We start from the raw sequence: 19,000 nt of genomic DNA on the forward strand, positions 1-19,000 counted from the left end.
GAATTCTCCCGCCCCGGTGTCAGAGCCCCATTCCGGCAGTTTCCTGGACCGGCTCATTCCGGTCAGTCCCCGGTGGCGTATCCCTCCGCGAAAGGCGGATCGCTCTGGACGGCTTCAGCTCGTGATCGGCCTTGCGCTCTTTCTTGGTTCTCTGGCGATCCCCGCGCTTCTGCTATGGATCGCTGGTTTTGCGCCGTTTAATGCAGGTGGTGACCTTGTGTCCCTCAGTTCGTGCGCCACCATGATCATGGATGTTGTGGACGCTGTCGTCTCCGTAGTTGGGTACTGGCTGCTGGTGCACTTCGTCGGTGGGAGACCCGTCATTGAACTCGGCGGGCGCGGGGCAGCGCTGCGCGAGTTCTCGGTCGGCCTCGCTATCGGAGCGCTGCTCATGTCCGCCGTCATTGCGATTCTGGCCCTGATCGGCTTCTACCATGTGGTGGACGTCGGCTGGAGCATGGGAGTCGTCACCGATCTGGGAGCCGGAGTTTCTGTCGGAGTCGCCGAGGAGATCTTCTTCCGGGGTATCCTGCTGCGACTCCGACTCATCGAGGGCAGGTTGGGGACGTGGTGGGCGCTGGCCATCACCTCGACCCTCTTCGGTGCCGCGCACTTGGGCAACTCTCACGCCACAGTCTTCGGCGCAGTGGCGATCGCGTTGGAGGCGGGCATCCTGCTGGGTGCGTGCTACCTGCTCACCCGGCGCCTGTGGATGGCGATCGGGGTGCACATCGCCTGGAACTTCGTTCAGGGCGGCATCTTCGGCATCGGAGCGGGGCGTGGACTCATCAAGGCCCGTCTCACTGGTCCCGACCTGCTCACCGGTGGTGCCATGGGGATCGAGGGGTCCGTTGTCGCGGTCGTGTTGTGTGCGGCGTCCGGACTGGCCGTGCTGGTCGCGGTCCGCCGGCGCGGACTCATCGTCCCGCCCTGCTGGCGCCGCCCGGTTCAGGCCGCACTGGACAGCACGCAGCCGGCCTAGGGTCTGTTGTGAAAATAGGATGGAGCACCTTGTGTTCGTACCTTAGGGCGCGCGTTCGTACCCTTTACCCTTCGAACGCGAGGCATAAGGTACGACCGCGACGTCGAGCACCACGGACGGTGACGGCTCGAGCGGGCCGCGACCGGATCAGCTGCGAGCAGGCACCAGGCGCACGGCCCGCCGCTCGGCCCGGAAGTCGTTGACCGGGGCGTCGGAGGCGTAGCCCAGGGCGAAGCCGGTGATGAGACGGTAGTCGGCCGGCGCCTCGAACTCGGCGTCGAAGGGGCGGCGCCAGGTGGCCAGGACTCCCAGGGGGCAGGAGTCGACACCGTGGGCCTTGGCCGACAGGAACAGGGTCTGGAGCATGATTCCGGCGTCGAGCGCGGCGAAGGGCATGAGGCCCTTGTGGACCAGGACGAAACCGATGACCGGTGCGCCGAAGGCCTCGCAGTTGCGGCGGACGGCCGCGTCGCGGGCCTTGCGGTCGTCTCTCGCGATGCCCATGTGCGCGTACAGCTGACTGCCGACGGCCTGGGAGTGGGGCAGCAGGTCCGCTGGGTGGGGCGCCCAGGTCCGGTAGTCGCCGTCGGGTGCCTTACCGCTCAGGGCCAGGCGGACCATGGCGCCGCGCTTCTTGTGCTGGACCGGGAGGGTCACGTCGAACTCGGCGATGTAGGCGGCGCGCAGTCGGTCTGCCCGCTCCCCGGTGGCCAGCGCCAGCATGAAGGGCCGAGTGTTCGACCAGCTCGGGGCCTGACGGGTATCCTCCAGGATCTCCTCGACGATCTCAGTCGCTACGGGATCCGGTCGGAAGTCCCGCACGGAGTACCGGGCGGCGGCCAGCTCGGAGAAGGCATCGGGATTCATGGTGGCGGCTCCCTGAAAAGGTGACGGTACTGGTGCTCGGGGCCGTTTGCGGCGCAGCCTCAGTCTTGGGTGTGACGCGGCGTCGTACGCAAGCGTTACGACTGATGTCGGGGCCCGAAGGTGGAGTCGTTCAGCTGGCGCAGGACCCGGGCCGGGTTACCCACCGCGAGGCTGCCGGCGGGAACGTCCTTGGTGACCACCGAGCCCGCGCCGATGACGCAGTTGTCCCCGATGGTCACGCCGGGGCAGACGATGACCCCGCCGCCCAGCCACACGTTGTCGCCGATCGTGATGGGGTCGGCCGCCTCCAGGGAGCAGGCGCGCGGCGTCGGCTCCAGGGGGTGGACCGAGGTGAGCAGCTGGACGTTGGGGCCGATCTGGCAGTGGGCACCGATACGGATCTCCACGACGTCGAGCGCCACGAGCCCGTAGTTGGCGAAGGTCCCCTCGCCCACGGTGATGTTGTCCCCGTAGTCCACGCGCACCGGCGGCAGGAGACGCACCTTGTCACCCAGGCCCGGGATCGCCGAGCGCAGCAGGTCCCAGCAGTCCTCCTCACCCTCGGCGAAGGCCCGCTCGAAGCGGTAGAGCATTTTGCGGGCGTGCGCTGCGATCCTGGCGCTGTCCGGGTCGTCGGAGACGTACCAGTCGCCGGCGAGCATGCGCTCGCGGTTGGTGCGATTGTCACCGACGAAGTAGGGCTCGGCCTCGGGGAAACGGGGGGAGGGATTCTCGCTCATGACCGACAGCCTAGCCGCGGCCTGTGGCGCCGCCGGTCAGTGTGAGCTCATCCGCCAGAGTCGGTCCTTGCTCCGCTCAGGAGTGGGGGAGCACCTCGGCTACGGCGGCCCGCAGCGTCTCAGGCAGACCGAGGGATTCCAGCTCACCCAGGAGAGCAGTTCCGGGCAGCCCCCGCTGCAACGCGCCCCAGGCCAGGTCCTTGGCCAGGTACTCCACGCGCGCAGCATCCAGGATCTCGTGAACCTCCCTGCGCCAGTCGGCCGGTGACTGCGTCGCGCCGCGCAGCACCAGCTGGACGCCGTCGACCAGATCCTGGCGGCTCAACTCACCTAGGCGCACCAGTGTTCCGGCCCCCAAGGTGAAGCCGTCGCCGTCGACCTCCTCAACAATGAGTCGGCGTGCCTGATCGCCCACCCCCAGCCAGGCGCCCGTGGCTCGGCCGGCCAGAAGCCGTACCGTCACCATCCGTGAGTCCGGGACGACGTCGGCGGCTCCCTCCAGACGGATACGCAGCACAGCGTCCCCGCCGTCCTCGTTCTCGGTATCCGGCCAGGTCAGTGCCATGTGGGTGCGGGCGACCCGGTTCGGTCCGGGCTGGGCCGAGCCGTCGTCCTCCTCCAGGGTGAAGCTTCCCGAGCCTCCGGGCACGACGACGATCTCCAGCTCGCGCGGATTGTCCCCGGCCGCCTCCGCAAGGCTCCCGGCCAGCGGGATGACCGAGCCGGCCCGGGCCAGGACACCGATGCGGTCCAGCGGGCGCGACAGGCTCAGCATGCGCCCGTGCCCGCCGGTGATGGCGTCATAACGGCGCCCCGTGGGCAGGTCGTACCAGATGCCGTCGGGCAGCCAGGTCAGCTCCCGTCCCAGGCCGGTGGCCTCGTCCAGGGGGGAGGTGAAGGGCACCACCAGCAGGTCCCCGAAGCAGAAGCTGCCCCGGTGCTCGTAGGCGGCCATCTCCCACGGGTGGTCGTGATAGATCGGGCGCACCGGTCCCACGCCCTCGCTCACCGATCGGCGTGCCCACGTGTACAGGTAGGGCACGAGCCGGTGGCGCAGCCGCAGGTGCGCCTCCATCGTGGCGCGTGCATCACGCGAGTAGCGCCATGGCTCCTTGGAGGTGAAGCCCGAGTTCGACGAGTGCAGGCGGTTGATGGGGGAGAAGCAGCCCAGCTGGAACCATCGCGCCGCCATTGCGTCATCGCTGTGACCCAGCATGTGCCCGCCGATGTCGTTGGACCACCAGAAGTAGCCGATATTGGCGGCCGTGGCCGTGAACCGCGGCTGGAAGCGCAGGGAGTCCCAGCTGATGATCGTGTCGCCGGAGAAGCCCACCGGGGTGCGGTGGCTCGAGGCATCGGCGAAGCGGGAGAAGGTCACCGGCCGACGCCGCTCCACACCGCCCGCCTCCGTCGGGCGCTCGCGGCCCGAGTCGAGGTAGTGGACGTGGTTGAGCATCCACAACGGATCCAGGTCGGGAACCGTCGTGGAGCCGCCCTGCTGCCAGTCCAGCCACCAGAAGTCGACGCCCTGGCCCTCCAGCCGGTGGTGGAGGCGCGAGAGGTAGGAGCCCATGAAGTCCCGGTCGGCGACGTTGAAGGGCACGTCCTCCCCACTGTCGGCGTCCAGGCCCAGGTCGGCGCAGACCTCCTTGTAGGCCTCCTCGTGGCGCCGCACCCCCTGGGCGGGGTGGACGTTGAGCGTGGTGAGCATGCCCCGCTCGTGCAGGTCCGCCAAGAAGGCGGCGGGGTCCGGGAAGAGCTCCCGGTTCCAGGTGTAGCCGGTCCAGCCCGTGCCGATCGCCGGGTCGATGTCGGTGAGGTGCCAGTCCATGTCGATGACGGCCACGGAGAAGGGCAGTTCCTCGGCGACGAAGCGGTCCATGAGCGCCAGGTACTCCCGACCGCTGTAGGGGTAGTAGCGGCTCCACCAGTTGCCCAGCAGCGCGCGCGGGATGAGGGGGCTCGGGCCGGTGAGGCGGAAGAAGTCTCGCAACGCCTCCCGGTAGTCCTGGCCGTATCCGAAGACGTAGAGGTCCTGTGCTCCGTCGCTCGGACGGTTGCCGGGTTCACGGCGCCGGACCCACTCGTCCTCGGTGAGCAGTAGTGAGGCTGAGTCGTCCAGGGCTGTGATGCCGCTCAGGCTCAGCAGTCCCGGGCTGAGGGTGACGGCGCCGTCGGCCTCATCAAGAGTGCGGGTAGTGCCGCCCAGGTTCGTCGGGAAGGTCTCGTCGGGGTCCCAGACGTCGCCGTGGTGCCAGGTGCCGCCGTGGGCGTGGAGCGCCGTCGAGCGCAGCCTGACGCTGAGCCCGGACGGGGAGAAGCCCAGCGAGGGGACATGGATCAGGTGCAGGTGTTCGGTGATGATCTCCAGGCGGTCCTCGCCCCGCACCACCCGGAACGATGGCGGCTCTCCGAGGTCGCGACTCACGACCAGCTGGGTGGCGGCGTCGGTGAACACGCCCGTGGGGGAGAGCTCCATGCGGATGAGTCGGGAGGTGAGCACTGTGAACCGGTAGTGGGACCCGACCGGCGACGACCCGACGACGATCGCCTCCGGGCGAGCAGTGGCCGGACGTGGCGTGTCGGGAGCATCGGAGAGAGGAGAAACCAACGGTTAGCCTTTCGCAACAGGGTCATCACAGTGGCTATGACAGGGGTGGGGGGAGGCGGCGCCCGGGCCCAGGAGCGGGATCATCATAAACGGCCATGGTTCGCTGTGCGTTCTGACACAATCAGTGCTGGCAGGGTCGCTGCGTCGACTCCGACGGCGCAGCCGGGACAGACCCGGCGAGTCCCTGTCCGTAAGTCCGTCTCCATTCGCGATCGTCCCCTGTTCCCCTCTTCAAGCCGGTTGGAAGGAACCCACTGTGACCTGCCCCGCACCCCTGGTTGTCTCTCCCCACCACGTCGACGACGAACCGGAATGGTGGCGCCGCGCCGTCGTCTACCAGGTCTACCCCCGTTCGTTCCAGGACTCCGACGGAGACGGGACCGGTGACATCCCTGGCCTGACCAGTCGCCTGGACCACCTCGACGAGTTGGGCGTCGACGTCGTGTGGCTCAGCCCCGTCTACCGCTCCCCGCAGGACGACAACGGCTACGACATCTCCGACTACCAGGACATCGACCCCCTCTTCGGCACCCTGGACGACCTCGATGCCCTCATTGATGGGCTCCACGCCCGAGGCATGCGCCTGGTCATGGACCTCGTCGCCAACCACACCAGCGACGAGCACCCCTGGTTCACCGCCAGCCGCTCCTCGACGCAGGACCCCAAGCGCGACTGGTACATATGGCGTCCCGCACGGCAGGTCGATGGGCTGGCCCCCGGGCAGCCGGGCACCGAGCCCACCAACTGGGGCTCGGCCTTCTCCGGGTCGGCCTGGGCCTGGGACGAGGGCACCCAGGAGTTCTACCTGCACCTCTTCTCACCCAAGCAGCCCGACCTCAACTGGGAGAACCCCGAGGTGCGCCGCGCCGTCCACGAGATGATGACCTGGTGGCTGGACCGCGGTGTTGACGGCTTCCGTATGGATGTCATCAACTTCATCTCCAAGACCTACCCGCTCACCGACGCGCCCCAGGGCGAGGACGATCTCTACGGCAACTCCTTCGCCGCGGTGGCCAATGGGCCGCGCATCCACGAGTTCCTCCACGAGATGAACCAGCAGGTCCTCGCACCCCGGCCCGGGCACGTCATCACCGTCGGAGAGATGCCCGGGGCCACGCGCAGCGAGGCCGCCCTCTACACCGACCCCGCCCGAGGCGAGCTCGACATGGTCTTCCAGTTCGAGCACGTCAGCCTCACCGACGGGCCCGGAGGCAAGTTCGACCCGCAGCCCCTCGACCTCCTCACCCTCAAGAAGAACCTCGCCGACTGGCAGGCGGCCCTCGCCCCCGTCACGGACTCCTCCGGCGTCGTCACGGTGGAAAAGGGTTGGAACTCCGCCTACTGGGACAACCACGACCAGCCCCGCGCCGTCTCCCGCTTCGGCGACGACGACCCGGCCTGGCGCGTCCGCTCGGCCAAGACCCTCGCCACGATCCTCCACAGCCACCGCGGCACCCCCTACGTCTATCAGGGTGAGGAGCTCGGCATGGCCAATACGGTCTTCCGCTCCATCGAGGACTACCGTGACCTGGAGTCCGTCAACCACTTCCACGAGCGCGTGCGCGCCGGCGACGACCCGGCCGCCGTCCTGACCCGTCTGGCCCCCATCTCCCGGGACAACGCCCGCACCCCCGTTCACTGGGACGGTAGCGAGAAGGCCGGGTTCACCACCGGCGAGCCCTGGATCGCCCTGGCCCCCGACCACGGCACCGTCCACGCCGCAGCCCAGGCGGGAGTGCCCGGCAGCGTCTTCGAGCACTACCGCTCCCTCATCACGCTGCGGCACGACGACGACGCCCTCGCCCTGGGCACCTTCCGGCTGCTGGCGGCCGACCACCCCACCGCCTGGGTCATCCTGCGCCAGTGGTTGTCCCCGGAGCCGGATGAGACGGGCGAGAACCGCGTCGAGCAGCTTCTGCTCATCGCCCAGTGCACCCGCGAGGACCTGCCCCTGACCGGTGAGGGCGGCCTGCTGGCCGCGCTCGCGGTCGAGGGGCTGCAGGCGGGGCAGTGGGCCGAGGCCGAGCAGGTTCTGCGCGCCGGCGACCCGGATGTCCAACCCGGCTCCGGGCACACGGGTGTGCCAGAGGTCATGGCCGGCTGGGACTCGGTGCTGCTGCGCCGTCGGGCCTGAGGAACCGAAGAACACCGGGACCGCTCTTGACGGAATTGCGGAATAGCCCGGGCCGGCTGACTGTTGGTCTCACCGGGCAAACCCGTGAACACCGAAAATAGGAGAGCACTATGGAGTTCAGCCAGGTCGTCGCCAATCGTCACTCGGTGAGAGACTTCACCGACCAGCCCGTCTCCCGGGAGGACCTGGTCGATATCGTCCGCACCGCCCAGAAGGCGCCGTCGTGGGTGAACTCCCAGCCCTGGCGGGTCTACGCCGCCACCGGCCGGACGCTGGAGGAGATCAAGAAGCGCCACGCCGCAGACGTCGCCGCTGGCAGGAAGGGAGGCTCCGACCTTCCGGTGAAGCCTCGTGCCGAGTGGTCTCCGACCACCCAGGAGAACATGGCCGCGCTCGGCGAGCAGATCGGTGCCCGGCTGGGTGAGGGCGTCCAGGAGTTCCAGGCATCGCAGGGACGGTTGTTCAATGCTCAGGCGGTCTTGTACGTGACGATCCCGGTCGAGTCCACTCCGTGGTCCTTCCATGACCTCGGGGCCTTCTCCGCCATGCTCGTCCTGGCGGCTGCCGACAAGGGCCTTGGCGCCATCAACGCCTACGCCCTGGTCATGTACCCGGACGAGGTGCGCGAGGCCATGGGGATCGGAGCCGATGAGACCGTGGCAGTCGGGATCGCGCTGGGCCACCCCGCGGACTCGGAGCTGGCGGCCTTCGCCCCCGACCGCGTCGACGTCGACGAGATCCTCACGATCAAGGACTGAGCGCAGAAGGTTGCTTCCGCCGTCGGCCCAGGAGATGGATGAGGCCGGCGGCGACGGCTGCGCCGGTGAGCAGGATCGCCGCGTTGAGCCACGAGATCTCGAAGTCGGGCAGGTTCTCGCTCTGAAGCTGGCCGATGAACAGGCCCAGCGCGTTTCCGCTGACGTGCAGGCCCAGCGCGAAGAACACCGACCGCAGCCGCACCACCGACCAGCCGGCGAGCAGCCCGAAGAGCACCTTGTGGAGGATCTGCCATGCGTAGCCCTTGAGGCTGGTGTCGGAAGTCAGCCAGGTCGGAAGATGGAGAGCGGTGAAGGAGGCCGTCGTCACAAGTACGGCAGCCGTCGCTCCGAGGCGCTCCCGCACCGGTGCGAACAGGGTGCGTCTGAGCGTGATCTCCTCAGGGATCGCGTTGTAGGCGATGCCGACCGAGACGGCGAAGACCAGTGCGTGAAGCACCGTGGATGCAGTGATATCCGGCTTCCACAGGGGGCCGGTGCCTGTTGGCCCCATCCAGGCGTGCAGCCCGCCGAAAGTGATCCCGGCTAGGGCCCCGGTCGTGAAGAGCAGCGTCCTGCTGTGGATGCCGCCACCGGCCAGCAGGTCACGCCAGCCGCGGTGGGCCAGCCCGAACCAGAGAACGAGCCCGCCGAGGTGAAGGAGGGCGAGCATGATGATCCACGGCCCTCGGACGAGCGCCAGGGCGGTTCCCAGTGCCGGGGCGCCGACCAGCAGGGCGACGGCCGTAAGGGTGACCCCTTCGGAGACAGCAGGCTGACCGGTCTCGAAGGCGTAGGCGTCGGCCGTGGTGGGGCGTAACGTGTGGCGGGGCGGGGCGACGCCCCTGTGACGATCCATAGTGATTCCGATGACGTGGCTGCTGGCTACGATCCGCGAGGAGTATACGGTCGATCGGAAGAATTAATGACCCTGACACGTGGCAGGAGGCATCGGCTATCGCTTCCGTGAGTGCTGTAGCCGGTCGATGAGGGTTCGTTGCCAGGCGGGGGAGACCAGCAGCATGACCACCAGGACGACGGCGATCAGAGACGTCAGCGTCCAGGCTCCGGCTCGGGCCAGCTCCCAGGTGAAGACGATCCCGAAGACGGGGGCCTTCTGGGTGGTGGCGAGCACCGCGCCCGCGCCCGCCAGTGCCAGGACCGGCACGCTCGCCTCCACCCCGCAGGCGTGGAGCGCGACTGCCAGGGCTGCCCCCGCGCTCGAACCAGCCGCCAGGGAGGGGGCCAGGCGTCCGCCGGTGGCTCCGGCCCCGAGCGTCAGACCGGTGAGGACCGGCTTGAGGACGACGACACCCAGCAGCATGAGTACGGCAGCACCCGGAGTGCCGAGCGAGGCGTCCGAGGCGGCCGGATCCGTGGTGGTGCCCAGCGCCACTTCCATTGCGTCGCGTCCGTTGCCGACGATAGCCGGGACCCACAGGCTCACCAGCCCGGTGATCAGCCCCGCCGCCCCGATCGCCGCCGGCAGCCACCGTACGGTGCGCACTCGGCCTGCCAGCATCCACGACCACAGTCGCCGGGCGCCCACCCCCAGCGCAGCGGCGACGGGCACCAACAGGACCAGCCCGAGGACGGTCCCCGACGACGGCCCCTGGGGGGCGACCTCGAAGGCGGGTCGTCCGTGGGAGTGCAGCCAGGAGACGAGTGCGGCGAGGACGCACACCGGGACCGCCACGACGGCTCCGCGTCGCCGCATCCCGGTGACCATGACGAGCTCGACGGCGTAGGCCGCTCCGCCCAGCGGCGCGTTGTACATGGCGGCCAGGCCCGCCCCGGCGGCCGAGGCGATGAGGATCGCGCCCTCGGTCCGGCCGATTCCCAACCACATGGTGAGCTTGGCCGCCACGGCACCGGCGGCCAGACGCGGGGCGCCCTCGCGGCCCACCGAGTTGCCCGAGCCGACGGTGAGGACCTGGTTGACGGCGTCGACGAACGGACGTGCCAGTCCCATCCGGGTGGCGGCCCTGCCGGAGTGGTCCGCCACGGCGGCCTCCACGCCGGTGATCCCGCCGGTCGTGCGCAGCCACCACCACACGCCACCGGCGGCGACGCCTCCCATGGCCGGGGCGAGCACGCGCCGCCAGGGCGGGGCAGTGGCCAGACGCTCCAGGAGCCCGTCGTGGGCGACGCCGTAGAACAGCGACTCGAAGATCTCCAGGAGCAGTGCCATCGCTATCCCGATGAGACCCGCGGCCACTCCCGCCAGGACAGCGGCCACCAGGAACCGGGGTCGGGTCAGCGCGCGCACGCCAGGCACGATACCCGGCCCCGGGGCTCCTGGGCCGGGCGGGTCAGCTGGCGGCGTCGTCGACCGCCTCGCCGAAGTCGGGGACGTCCTCGAGCTTCAGGGTTCCGCTGTTCTGGCTGACTAGTCCGACGGCGGGGCGTAGGCCCAGCCACCACTGGTGACGTGGGCGGCGGTGCTCGCGGTCGAGCTCGTCGTTCATGCGGTCCAGCGGATGGAGGGAGACCTTGCCCTCCACCAGGCCCACGTAGGAGGCCGTCGGCTCACCGCGCTTGAAGGCACCGGCCAGCAGATCCAGGGAGTAGGCGACGAGCTTGGTCGCCATGATCCGGTCGAAGGCCGTGGGGCTGCCGCCCTGCTGCTGGTGGCCCAGGATCGCCTCGCGCACGTCGTAGAGGTCCTTGCCCTCCTCGGCGAAGATGTGGGCCAGGACATCAGTGGTGTAGTTGACGCTGGCCCGCTCGTTGCGGATGACCAGGTAGAGGCTGCGGCCCGAGCGGAAGGACTCCACCATCCGCTCGGAGTCGACGGCCAGACCCTTGAGGGTGATGCCCTCCTCGTTGAGGTAGACCTTCTCCGCGCCGGTGGCCAGACCGGACATCAGGGACAGGTAGCCGCACTTGCGGCCCATGACCTCGGCGACGAAGCAGCGGTGGGAGGCCGCCGCGGAGAGCTTGATGGAGTCCAGCGCCGCCACCGCGTTGTTGAGGGCCGTGTCGGTGCCGATGCTCAGTTCCGAGCCGGGCAGGTTGTTGTCGATGGAGGCCGGCACGCACACGATCGGGATCTGGAAGGCTGGGTAGCGGTCCCGCTCGGTGACCAGGCGATAGGCACTCAGGTAGGCGTTGTAGCCGCCGATGACCAGCAGGGCGTCGATCTCATGGAGCTCGATGGCCCGCCCCAGGGCGTAGAGCTGCTCGATGGTGGGCACCTCGCGACGCGTGCCCAGCTGGGCGCCGCCGTCGCCGACCCAGCCCTCGACGTCGGCCCAGGTCAGCTCGTGCACGTCGCCGTCGAGCAGGCCGGGGAAGCCGCCATAGACGCCCAGCATCGTGAAGTCGTGGTCGAGGCCAAGGCGCACGGCCGCGCGCGCCGCCGTGTTCATCCCCGGGGCCAGGCCGCCGGCGTGGATGATGGCAACCCGCTTGGGGCGAGCGGCGGACGACGGCGTCGAGTCCGCATTGGTGGCCGGCTCGGCGGGGGGTGTGGACATGGTCTCGAACAGCTCGAGCATGTTGCCGAAGCTGGCCCCGCGGGCCTGGATCGCCCCGAGGTAGTCGTGGGCGGCCACGAGGTCCTTGACGGCGCGGGTGGATGCGATCTGCTCCATCATCGGCAGGCGGCGGATGCGGTTGTGGCGCTCGGCGATGATGACTGGCTCGCTGCCCGGCTCCATGGCCACCACCTCGCGGGCGGCGGCGCAGCCCAGCAGTGTGGACATCCAGCGGTCGTAGGCGCTGGGGCGGCCACCGCGCTGGACGTGACCCAGGATGGTGACACGGGCGGCCTCGCCCAGCTTGTCGGCGATGACCTGGCGGACGTCGTCGGCGGTGATGCGGTTGCCCTCGCGGTCGGTGGCGCCCTCGGCGACGATCACCATGGACTCGCGGCGCCCGGCCTCCCGGCCCGCCTTGAGCTTGGAGCACATGTCTTCCTCCCAGTCCTTGCCCGGGGGGAGCTCGGGGACCAGGACATAGTCACAGCCCCCGGCCACCGCCGCCATGAGGGCCAGGTAGCCGCAGTGCCGGCCCATGACCTCCACGACGAAGGTGCGCTGGTGGGAGGCGGCGGTGGAGGATATGTCGTCGATGGCCTCCAGGATGCGGTGGAGGGCCGAGTCGGTGCCGATGGTCATATCGGCGCCCACCAGGTCGTTGTCGATGCTGCCCACCAGGCCGGTCACCATAAGGACGGGGTGGGCGGCGGCCGTCTCCGCGCTGATGTCGCCGGCCGCGACGAGCTCCTCGAGCAGGGAGGGCCAGTTCTTGCGGAACTCGTTGGTGCCGGTCAGGGATCCGTCGCCGCCGATGACCACGAGCCGGTCGATGCCGTGCTCCAGGAGGTTGCGGGCGGCTGCCAGCTGGCCGGCGCGCTCGCGGAACTCGGCCGAGCGGGCGGTGCCGATGATGGTGCCGCCGCGCTGGAGGATGGAGCCCACCGAGTCCCACTCCAGGGGGCGGATGCCATCGCCGCCGGCCACGGCTCCGGCCCAGCCCTCCATGACCGCGTAAGGCCTGGCCCCCAGGCGGATGGCGGTGCGCACCACGGCCCGCACGGCCGCGTTCATGCCCTGGGCGTCACCGCCGGAGGTGAGGACCCCGATGCGCAGGGGCTCACCGTCCAGGCCGAGGAGAGGGCCGGCCGACGAGCCGGTGGGGGAGAGGGCGGTGTCTGAGGACGTGGCGGCTGGCATGTGGGGTCCTTCCCTGAGGTCGCCGGTGGGCCTGGCTCCCGGCGTCGGCCGGGAGGACATCAGCCCTTATTGTTGCTGGTGAGCGCCGCCACGTCATCCTCCCCAGGTCCCAAGGGCGTTGTTCCGCTATCTGTGATTCTGATTATGCCGGGGGTTAGGTGACCTCTGCCCATGCCTACCTATATGTGTCGGTGACCGTTGGCATACTGGTTCCTGAGCGAAAGGAGATCTCGATGAAGGTTGCATTGTCGCTACTTGAAAAGATGCTCAATTTTTGGAAGCAGGATGGTGATGGCCTCTATGAGTGGTTTGGTGCTATGGCGGCGATGTCGGCTTTGGCTTCGGTCGCATCGAAAACACATCCCACTGAGGTTGGTGCGATGGTGTCTAGTTTTGTAGGGTTGGAGGCTGTGTCGCGATGGCTTACGGTAGATGCTCCTCCGATACTTAAGTTTCGCAGTATATTTTGGCAGAATGTCTTTATGGCTGTGGTGGTGGTTGTCGTTGTGGCGATGGTGGTTCTGCCGGTTTTGAGGGAGGAAAGAAACGAAGAGAGAGGTGTGCGCGGGCTTGGTGTTGAATACGAGATGAAGGGGCTGTTATGGTCCAGGGTTGCAAGAACTTTGTGGGTTGTGTTTGCGATCTGCTGTCAAGTGGGTCCTCCTGAACGGCTTGTGGGTGCACTGTGTGCCCTTGCGGTGCTTGCTGTTGTCTTGTTGGTGACGGCTCTTGTGTGGCGCGTTGTATTGGAGCGATTTCCCGATATAGTTTTGGCGCCTATGAGTGTGTGCTTAAGTGTAGTGTGGACGTCAGCGGCATTCCTATTTCTTGCCGTTCTCAACGCCGCGTTTTCTCCGTTGATTCGAATTGTTTCGTGGCTGTTCTCTAGTGAGTCGGATTCTCATCGTGAAGTCAGAGAGCAAATTATTGAAAATCGATCCGAGGTTGAATTACCTTCTGGGGCGGTGTCTTTAGTTGAGGAGGTTGCAAGTAGGCCCACTGAGGGCTATTCGCAGACTCGGATGCCTCGCTTCTGACCAGTAGAAACATGGGCGGTTCTCTGGTTCATGAATAAGTTTCACTGAATTGGATGTTGATTCTAGGTGCTTGGAAGTCCTGGTCAATGACGGTGGTTGCTGTACGTCGAGGGCGGCTTTGATGTCTTCAATTTCGACTGGCTTGTGGATTGGTGTGCATGGGAGCTTTCGGGCCTCAGTGTTGAGGACGTGCTTGCGTCGTCGGCCCCACCGCTTGCCGCTCCAGAGGCCGAGCAGCACTATGGCACCCACCAGCGCGCTCGTCGCCGTCAGTGCGGGCATGACCGTCTCCCTTCTCGAGCCCTCCTCGTGTCAACCAACGATAATTCGTGTGGTGATGCGCAGCGCAGGATTGGGGACGTACTTCGTGATCGGGGACTGCGTTTCGTGTCGGGGACGTACTTTTCCCCAAGATGACTGCGTTCTGGTCCCAGTCGTCTGCGACAGAACGCAGTCCTCGTGCCGAAAGTACGTTCTCGACGGCGCTCACGGCCGAAGGCCTTGTGCCGCGATCCTGGGGTGGTTCCGTCAGGGCCTCTTATATGAGCGCTCTGGTGAGTGCCGCCGCGTTGGTCCTCAGATAGTGGATGTCACGCAGATAGGTGGTGTCGTGGCCGTCGTCGAGGTGGGACTGGAAAGCCGCGTCGCCCTGTGCCGCCTGAGACCGCATGTAGCTGACTAGATCGAGCAGCCGTTGGCACATGGCCTCGATGACCTGTGTCCGGTCCACCTCGCCGTACTCGTCGCAGAACAGCCGGGCCCGCCGAGCCTGCTCGGCCAGAGAGCCGAAGCCGACCGCATTTTCTGGTGCGGTGAGTGGGGCGAACCGATAGATCGCGTAGGCGACGTCGCGGATGCGAGGGCCTGGGTGCGCGGTGTCGAAGTCGATGATGCAGACCATCCTGCTTCCATCGAAGACGCAGTTGTACGGCGCGAAGTCCCCGTGGCAGACGACCTCATAGGGCTCAACCGCAGTCAGCATCCAGCCGTCCACCACTTTGGTCGCCAAGTCGCTGGTCGCCTCGTGCAGTGAGTGCAGCGCTCGTGCCGCCGAGACGAGCACCTCGTCGCTGCGCAGTTCCTCAGACAGCGGGTAGGAGCCGGTCTGGCCCTCAATGAACCCGAGGACCTGCCGGTCGTCGTCGGACAGACCAAGAAATCTCGGTGAGTACCTGAACCCCCGGCACTCCAGCACGGTGAGCAGCCACTCGACATTGGCGCTGCCCTGGCGCCGACTACGAAGTACTCTGCCGCCCACCTTGGTGACCTCGGTCGACCCGCCCCGAAGGTCCTCGGGAACCTCGCTCATGCCACCTGCTCCATGCCTTGTCATCCTACGCTGTGGACGACGTCGGGCTCGAAGCGTAGAGGTTGGAGCAGGTGCCGGGAACGTACTTTGTGATCGGGGACTGCGTTTCGTGTCGGGGACGTACTTTTCCCCAAGATGACTGCGTTCTGGTCCCAGTCGTCTGCGACAGAACGCAGTCCTCGTGCCGAAAGTACGTTCTCGACGGCGCTCACGGCCGAAGGCCTTGTGCCGCGAGATGAGCCCGACCGGGCGGCCGACCAGCAGCACATCGGTCAGTCGTCAGGTCCGCCGGGCCACAGCGGATGCCCCCGTTCGCACGCCCCGCCGTGAGACGCCGCGCCCGCCCTACGTGAGACGCCCGAAGTCAGCCTCGTGTCCAGCCCGTGTGGAGCGTCCTGGGACGTTAGGCTCAATACCGGTGCCCGCCCGGCCGACGTCGGCCCGCGCCCTCAAGCCATCCACATGCCCCGAGAGGATCAGCTGCATGGATCTCTACGAGTACCAGGCCAGGGACCTGTTCCGCCAGCACGGCGTCCCCGTGCTCAACGGCGCCGTGGCCACGACCCCCGAGGAGGCGCGCAGCGCCGCGCAGTCCCTCCTCGACGCGGGTAGCGACCTGGTGGTCGTCAAGGCCCAGGTCAAGACCGGCGGCCGCGGCAAGGCCGGCGGCGTCAAGCTCGCCCGCACCGTTGAGGAGGCCGAGGCCCGCGCCCGCGACATCCTGGGCATGGACATCAAGGGCCACACGGTGCGCGCCGTCCTCATCTCCGACGGCGTCGACCTCGACGCCGAGTACTACTTCTCCATCCTCCTGGACCGCACCGAGCGCCAGTACCTGGCGATGTGCTCGCGCGAGGGCGGCATGGACATCGAGACCCTCGCGGCCGAGCGCCCCGAGGCCCTGGCCCGCGTCGGCATCGACCCGCTCGAGGGCGTCACCCCCGCCGTCGCCCACCGGATCGTCGAGGCCGCAGGCTTCGAGGCCGGGGCCCTGGCCGACGAGGTCGCCGCCGTCATCGAGCGCCTCTGGGAGGTCTTCACCGCTGAGGACGCCACCCTCGTGGAGGTCAACCCCCTGGTCAAGGCCACCGACGGCCGCATCATCGCCCTGGACGGCAAGGTCACTCTCGACGACAATTCCCGCTTCCGTCACCCCGCCCACGCCGAGCTCGTCGACAACGCCGCCACCGACCCCCTGGAGGCCCGCGCCCGCGAGGCCGGCCTCAACTACGTGCGCCTCGAGGGCGAGGTCGGGGTCCTGGGCAACGGCGCCGGCCTGGTCATGTCCACCCTCGACGTCGTCGCCGGCGCCGGCGAGCGCCACGGCGGCATGAAGCCCGCCAACTTCCTCGACCTGGGAGGCGGGTCATCGGCCGAGGTCATGGCCACCGGCCTGGAGGTCGTCGCCTCCGACCCCCAGGTGCGCGCCATCCTCGTCAACGTCTTCGGCGGCATCACCTCCTGCGACACCGTCGCCCAGGGCATCGTGACCGCCGTCGAGTCCCTGGGTGGGCTGCCCAAGCCCGTCGTCGTGCGCCTGGACGGCAACAACGCCGAGACCGGTCGCGCCATCCTGGCCGACGCCGCCATCGAGGGCGTCACCGTCGTCGACACCATGGACGGGGCCGCCGACGTCGTCACCGCCATCGCCGAGCAGATCAGCGGGCAGACCGCTTCCAAGGAGGCCTGAGACATGAGCATCTTCTTGACCGAGACCGACAGTGTCATCGTCCAGGGCATGACCGGCTCCGAGGGCCGCAAGCACACCACCCGCATGCTCTCGGCCGGCACGAAGGTCGTCGCCGGCGTCAACCCCCGCAAGGCCGGCACCGCCGTCGCCTTCGACATCGCCCCCATCGGCCCCGGCGCCGGCGAGGTGCAGTCCGGCACCGTCGAGGTCCCCGTCTACGGCACCGTCGCCGAGGCCAAGGAGGCCACAGGCGCCGAGGTGAGCGTCGTCTTCGTCCCGCCCGCCTTCGCCAAGGGCGCCGTCGTCGAGGCCGTCGACGCCGGGGTGCGCCTCGTCGTCGTCATCACCGAGGGGATCCCGGTCGCCGACGCCACCTGGATGCGTGCCTACGCCGCAGAGCGCGGCGTCCAGATCATCGGCCCCAACTGCCCGGGCATCATCTCCCCGGCCCGCTCCAACGTGGGCATCACCCCGCCCGACATCACCGGCCCCGGCCCCCTGGGACTGGTCTCCAAGTCCGGAACCCTCACGTACCAGCTCATGCACGAGCTGTCCGACCTGGGCTTCACCACCTGCATCGGCATCGGCGGGGACCCGGTGGTCGGCACCACCCACATCGATGCCCTGACCGCCTTCGAGGCCGACCCCGACACCCGCCTGGTCGTCATGATCGGTGAGATTGGGGGCGACGCCGAGGAGCGTGCCGCCGCTTACATCCGCGAGCACATGACCAAGCCGGTGGTCGCCTACGTCGCCGGCTTCACCGCCCCCGAGGGGCGCACCATGGGTCACGCCGGCGCGATCGTCTCCGGTTCCTCGGGCACCGCCGAGGCCAAGAAGACCGCTCTGGAGGCCGCCGGCGTCCGGGTGGGGCGCACTCCCAGCCAGACCGCCGAGATCGCCCGCGAGCTCTACCGCGCCCTGGCCGATGAGGTGAGCGCTTGAGCCTGGCGCGGTCGCGAGCCACCAGCCTGATGTCCTGGGGCCTGTGGTCCCTGCGCGTGGGAATCGAGTCAGTCGGCCTGATCTGGCTGGTGGTGGTTCTGCTGACGGTCGCCGTGTCGATGGCGGCCTCCAGCTTCAACGCCGCGGCCGCTCTGAGCGCCGGCGAGGCCCTGCGCGCCGGAACCGCCCTGTGGGGCCTCGGCTTCGGGGGAATGGTGACCTCGTCCTACGCTGACCAGGGCACTCTCAGCCTGCCGTTGCTGGGACTGACCCTGGCGCAGGTGGGCTGGACCTGGAACTGCGTGCGGCGCGCCCGTCCCTCCCGCCCGGCGGCCGGGGCGGCCATCGTCGTCGCCGCCATCGTCGTTGCCGTCCTGGCCTGCCTGACCGGCCCCAAGGGACTGGAGACGTGGCCGGCGGTGGGCGGCATCGCCGTGATCACGGGGGGCGTCGTCGGCATCCGGCTTCAGCGCGCCGGCAACGGCTGGCCGGCCCTGACCGGGTGGTGGGACGCACGCCCCCACTGGGTGGGGCCGGCACTGTCACTGGCCTACGGCGCTGCCAGAGCCCTGGCGCTGCTGAGCGTCCTGGTGGTGGCCGCGGCCGTCTTCACCGGAGCCGGACGGGTCTCGGTCCTGCACGACTCCCTGGCCGGGGGCGGCATCATCGCGATGTCGGGCCTGGTCCTGCTTCAGACCGGCTGGGTGCCCACCCTGCTCGTCTGGGCCTGCTCCTGGCTCATCGGCGCCGGCTTTTCCGTGGGCACGGGAACCGTCTTCGCCCCTGACCGCGTGGTGGCCGGCCCCGTCCCCACCCTGCCGCTGCTGGGGCTGCTGCCGACGGCGCCGCTGAGCACCGTGGGCCTGTGGCTCCCGCTCGTGGTGACGGCCGGCGCCATGGTGGCCGCCTGGCGGCGTCGAGCGGTCCTCAACTCCCTGCGGGTGCGCTACGCCGTCAGCGCCGCTGGTCTGGCCGCCCTCCTCGTGGCAGGGGGCGTGGGACTGCTGTGCGTGGCGGCCTCCGGCTCCGTGGGACCAGGTCGGATGACCGACGTCGGTCCACAGTTCCTCTACACCGTCATCCTCGTCTTCGTCGAGGTCGGTGTGGGACTGGCCGCCATGGCGGTCCTCGCCCACCCTTACACCCGGACCTGGGCCCGGGGCGCCCTGCCCGAGTCGGTCCTGCCGGCGTCCTACCGCCGCCACGAATCCAGCGATGTCGACGAGCCGGACGACGAGGCGTAGCGCCGTC

Annotated in this window: 14 protein-coding genes; 7 read left to right on the plus strand and 7 right to left on the minus strand. The window is 68.6% G+C overall.

Annotated elements, in window-relative coordinates; all coding sequences use genetic code 11:
* The first annotated feature begins 247 nt into the window (after positions 1–247).
* Complete coding sequence (locus HMPREF9056_RS04310) at positions 248–982, plus strand: CPBP family intramembrane glutamic endopeptidase (protein WP_253269926.1); 735 nt, start codon at positions 248–250, stop codon at positions 980–982.
* Positions 983–1,129: 147 nt separating this feature from the next.
* On the opposite strand, the gene HMPREF9056_RS04315 is transcribed toward HMPREF9056_RS04310, so the two are convergent.
* The 3 genes from HMPREF9056_RS04315 to HMPREF9056_RS04325 all read right to left on the minus strand — a co-directional run bounded on the left by HMPREF9056_RS04315 (position 1,130) and on the right by HMPREF9056_RS04325 (position 5,200).
* Positions 1,130–1,849, minus strand: coding sequence for a nitroreductase family protein (locus HMPREF9056_RS04315; protein WP_009403205.1), 720 nt, complete (start codon positions 1,847–1,849; stop codon positions 1,130–1,132).
* Positions 1,850–1,944: 95 nt separating this feature from the next.
* Positions 1,945–2,589: a sugar O-acetyltransferase gene (locus tag HMPREF9056_RS04320; protein WP_009403206.1), complete on the minus strand. Its 645-nt coding sequence runs from the start codon at positions 2,587–2,589 to the stop codon at positions 1,945–1,947.
* A 76-nt stretch (positions 2,590–2,665) separates the two neighbouring features.
* Positions 2,666–5,200 (minus strand): TIM-barrel domain-containing protein, encoded by a 2,535-nt coding sequence (locus tag HMPREF9056_RS04325; RefSeq protein ID WP_034513779.1) that lies wholly within the window; start codon positions 5,198–5,200, stop codon positions 2,666–2,668.
* A gap of 256 nt (positions 5,201–5,456) precedes the next feature.
* Between HMPREF9056_RS04325 and HMPREF9056_RS04330 the strand changes: the two genes are divergently transcribed.
* Together HMPREF9056_RS04330 and HMPREF9056_RS04335 are read left to right on the plus strand one after the other, a co-directional pair.
* On the plus strand, positions 5,457–7,334 hold the full coding sequence (locus tag HMPREF9056_RS04330) for an alpha-glucosidase (protein WP_009403209.1): 1,878 nt from the start codon (positions 5,457–5,459) through the stop codon (positions 7,332–7,334).
* A 110-nt stretch (positions 7,335–7,444) separates the two neighbouring features.
* The gene (locus tag HMPREF9056_RS04335) at positions 7,445–8,092 is read left to right on the plus strand and encodes a nitroreductase (RefSeq protein ID WP_009403210.1); all 648 of its coding nucleotides are present in this window, start codon (positions 7,445–7,447) and stop codon (positions 8,090–8,092) included.
* Here HMPREF9056_RS04335 and HMPREF9056_RS04340 read toward each other — a convergent pair.
* From HMPREF9056_RS04340 to HMPREF9056_RS04350, 3 genes are all read right to left on the minus strand, one after another.
* Positions 8,082–8,948: a CPBP family intramembrane glutamic endopeptidase gene (locus HMPREF9056_RS04340; protein WP_009403214.1), complete on the minus strand. Its 867-nt coding sequence runs from the start codon at positions 8,946–8,948 to the stop codon at positions 8,082–8,084. The two genes, HMPREF9056_RS04335 and HMPREF9056_RS04340, sit on opposite strands and share 11 nt — an antisense overlap.
* Before the next feature lie 96 nt (positions 8,949–9,044).
* Positions 9,045–10,358, minus strand: coding sequence for a chloride channel protein (locus HMPREF9056_RS04345; protein ID WP_009403215.1), 1,314 nt, complete (start codon positions 10,356–10,358; stop codon positions 9,045–9,047).
* Positions 10,359–10,401: 43 nt separating this feature from the next.
* Positions 10,402–12,768: a 6-phosphofructokinase gene (locus tag HMPREF9056_RS04350; protein ID WP_009403216.1), complete on the minus strand. Its 2,367-nt coding sequence runs from the start codon at positions 12,766–12,768 to the stop codon at positions 10,402–10,404.
* Positions 12,769–13,001: 233 nt separating this feature from the next.
* Here HMPREF9056_RS04350 and HMPREF9056_RS14055 point away from each other — a divergent pair, with 233 nt between their 5' ends.
* Positions 13,002–13,805, plus strand: a complete 804-nt coding sequence (locus tag HMPREF9056_RS14055) for a hypothetical protein (protein WP_009403217.1) — start codon at positions 13,002–13,004, stop codon at positions 13,803–13,805.
* A gap of 538 nt (positions 13,806–14,343) precedes the next feature.
* On the opposite strand, the gene HMPREF9056_RS04355 is transcribed toward HMPREF9056_RS14055, so the two are convergent.
* Positions 14,344–15,114 carry a phosphotransferase gene (locus HMPREF9056_RS04355; RefSeq protein ID WP_009403219.1) on the minus strand — a complete coding sequence of 257 codons (771 nt, stop codon included), beginning with the start codon at positions 15,112–15,114 and terminating at the stop codon, positions 14,344–14,346.
* Positions 15,115–15,598: 484 nt separating this feature from the next.
* On the opposite strand from HMPREF9056_RS04355, the gene sucC reads away from it, so the two are divergent.
* From sucC to HMPREF9056_RS04370, 3 genes are read left to right on the plus strand one after another with little or no spacing between them, the layout of a single operon-like run.
* Positions 15,599–16,804, plus strand: a complete 1,206-nt coding sequence (sucC, locus tag HMPREF9056_RS04360; protein WP_009403220.1) for an ADP-forming succinate--CoA ligase subunit beta — start codon at positions 15,599–15,601, stop codon at positions 16,802–16,804.
* A gap of 3 nt (positions 16,805–16,807) precedes the next feature.
* On the plus strand, positions 16,808–17,749 hold the full coding sequence (gene sucD / locus HMPREF9056_RS04365) for a succinate--CoA ligase subunit alpha (RefSeq protein WP_009403221.1): 942 nt from the start codon (positions 16,808–16,810) through the stop codon (positions 17,747–17,749).
* Positions 17,746–18,993, plus strand: coding sequence for a DUF6350 family protein (locus HMPREF9056_RS04370; RefSeq protein WP_034513781.1), 1,248 nt, complete (start codon positions 17,746–17,748; stop codon positions 18,991–18,993). The genes sucD and HMPREF9056_RS04370 overlap by 4 nt, the downstream gene beginning before the upstream one ends.
* The last annotated feature ends 7 nt before the right edge of the window (positions 18,994–19,000 follow it).

Origin of the sequence: Actinomyces sp. oral taxon 170 str. F0386, from assembly GCF_000195595.1 — a bacterium.
Classification (GTDB): Bacteria; Actinomycetota; Actinomycetes; order Actinomycetales; family Actinomycetaceae; genus Actinomyces.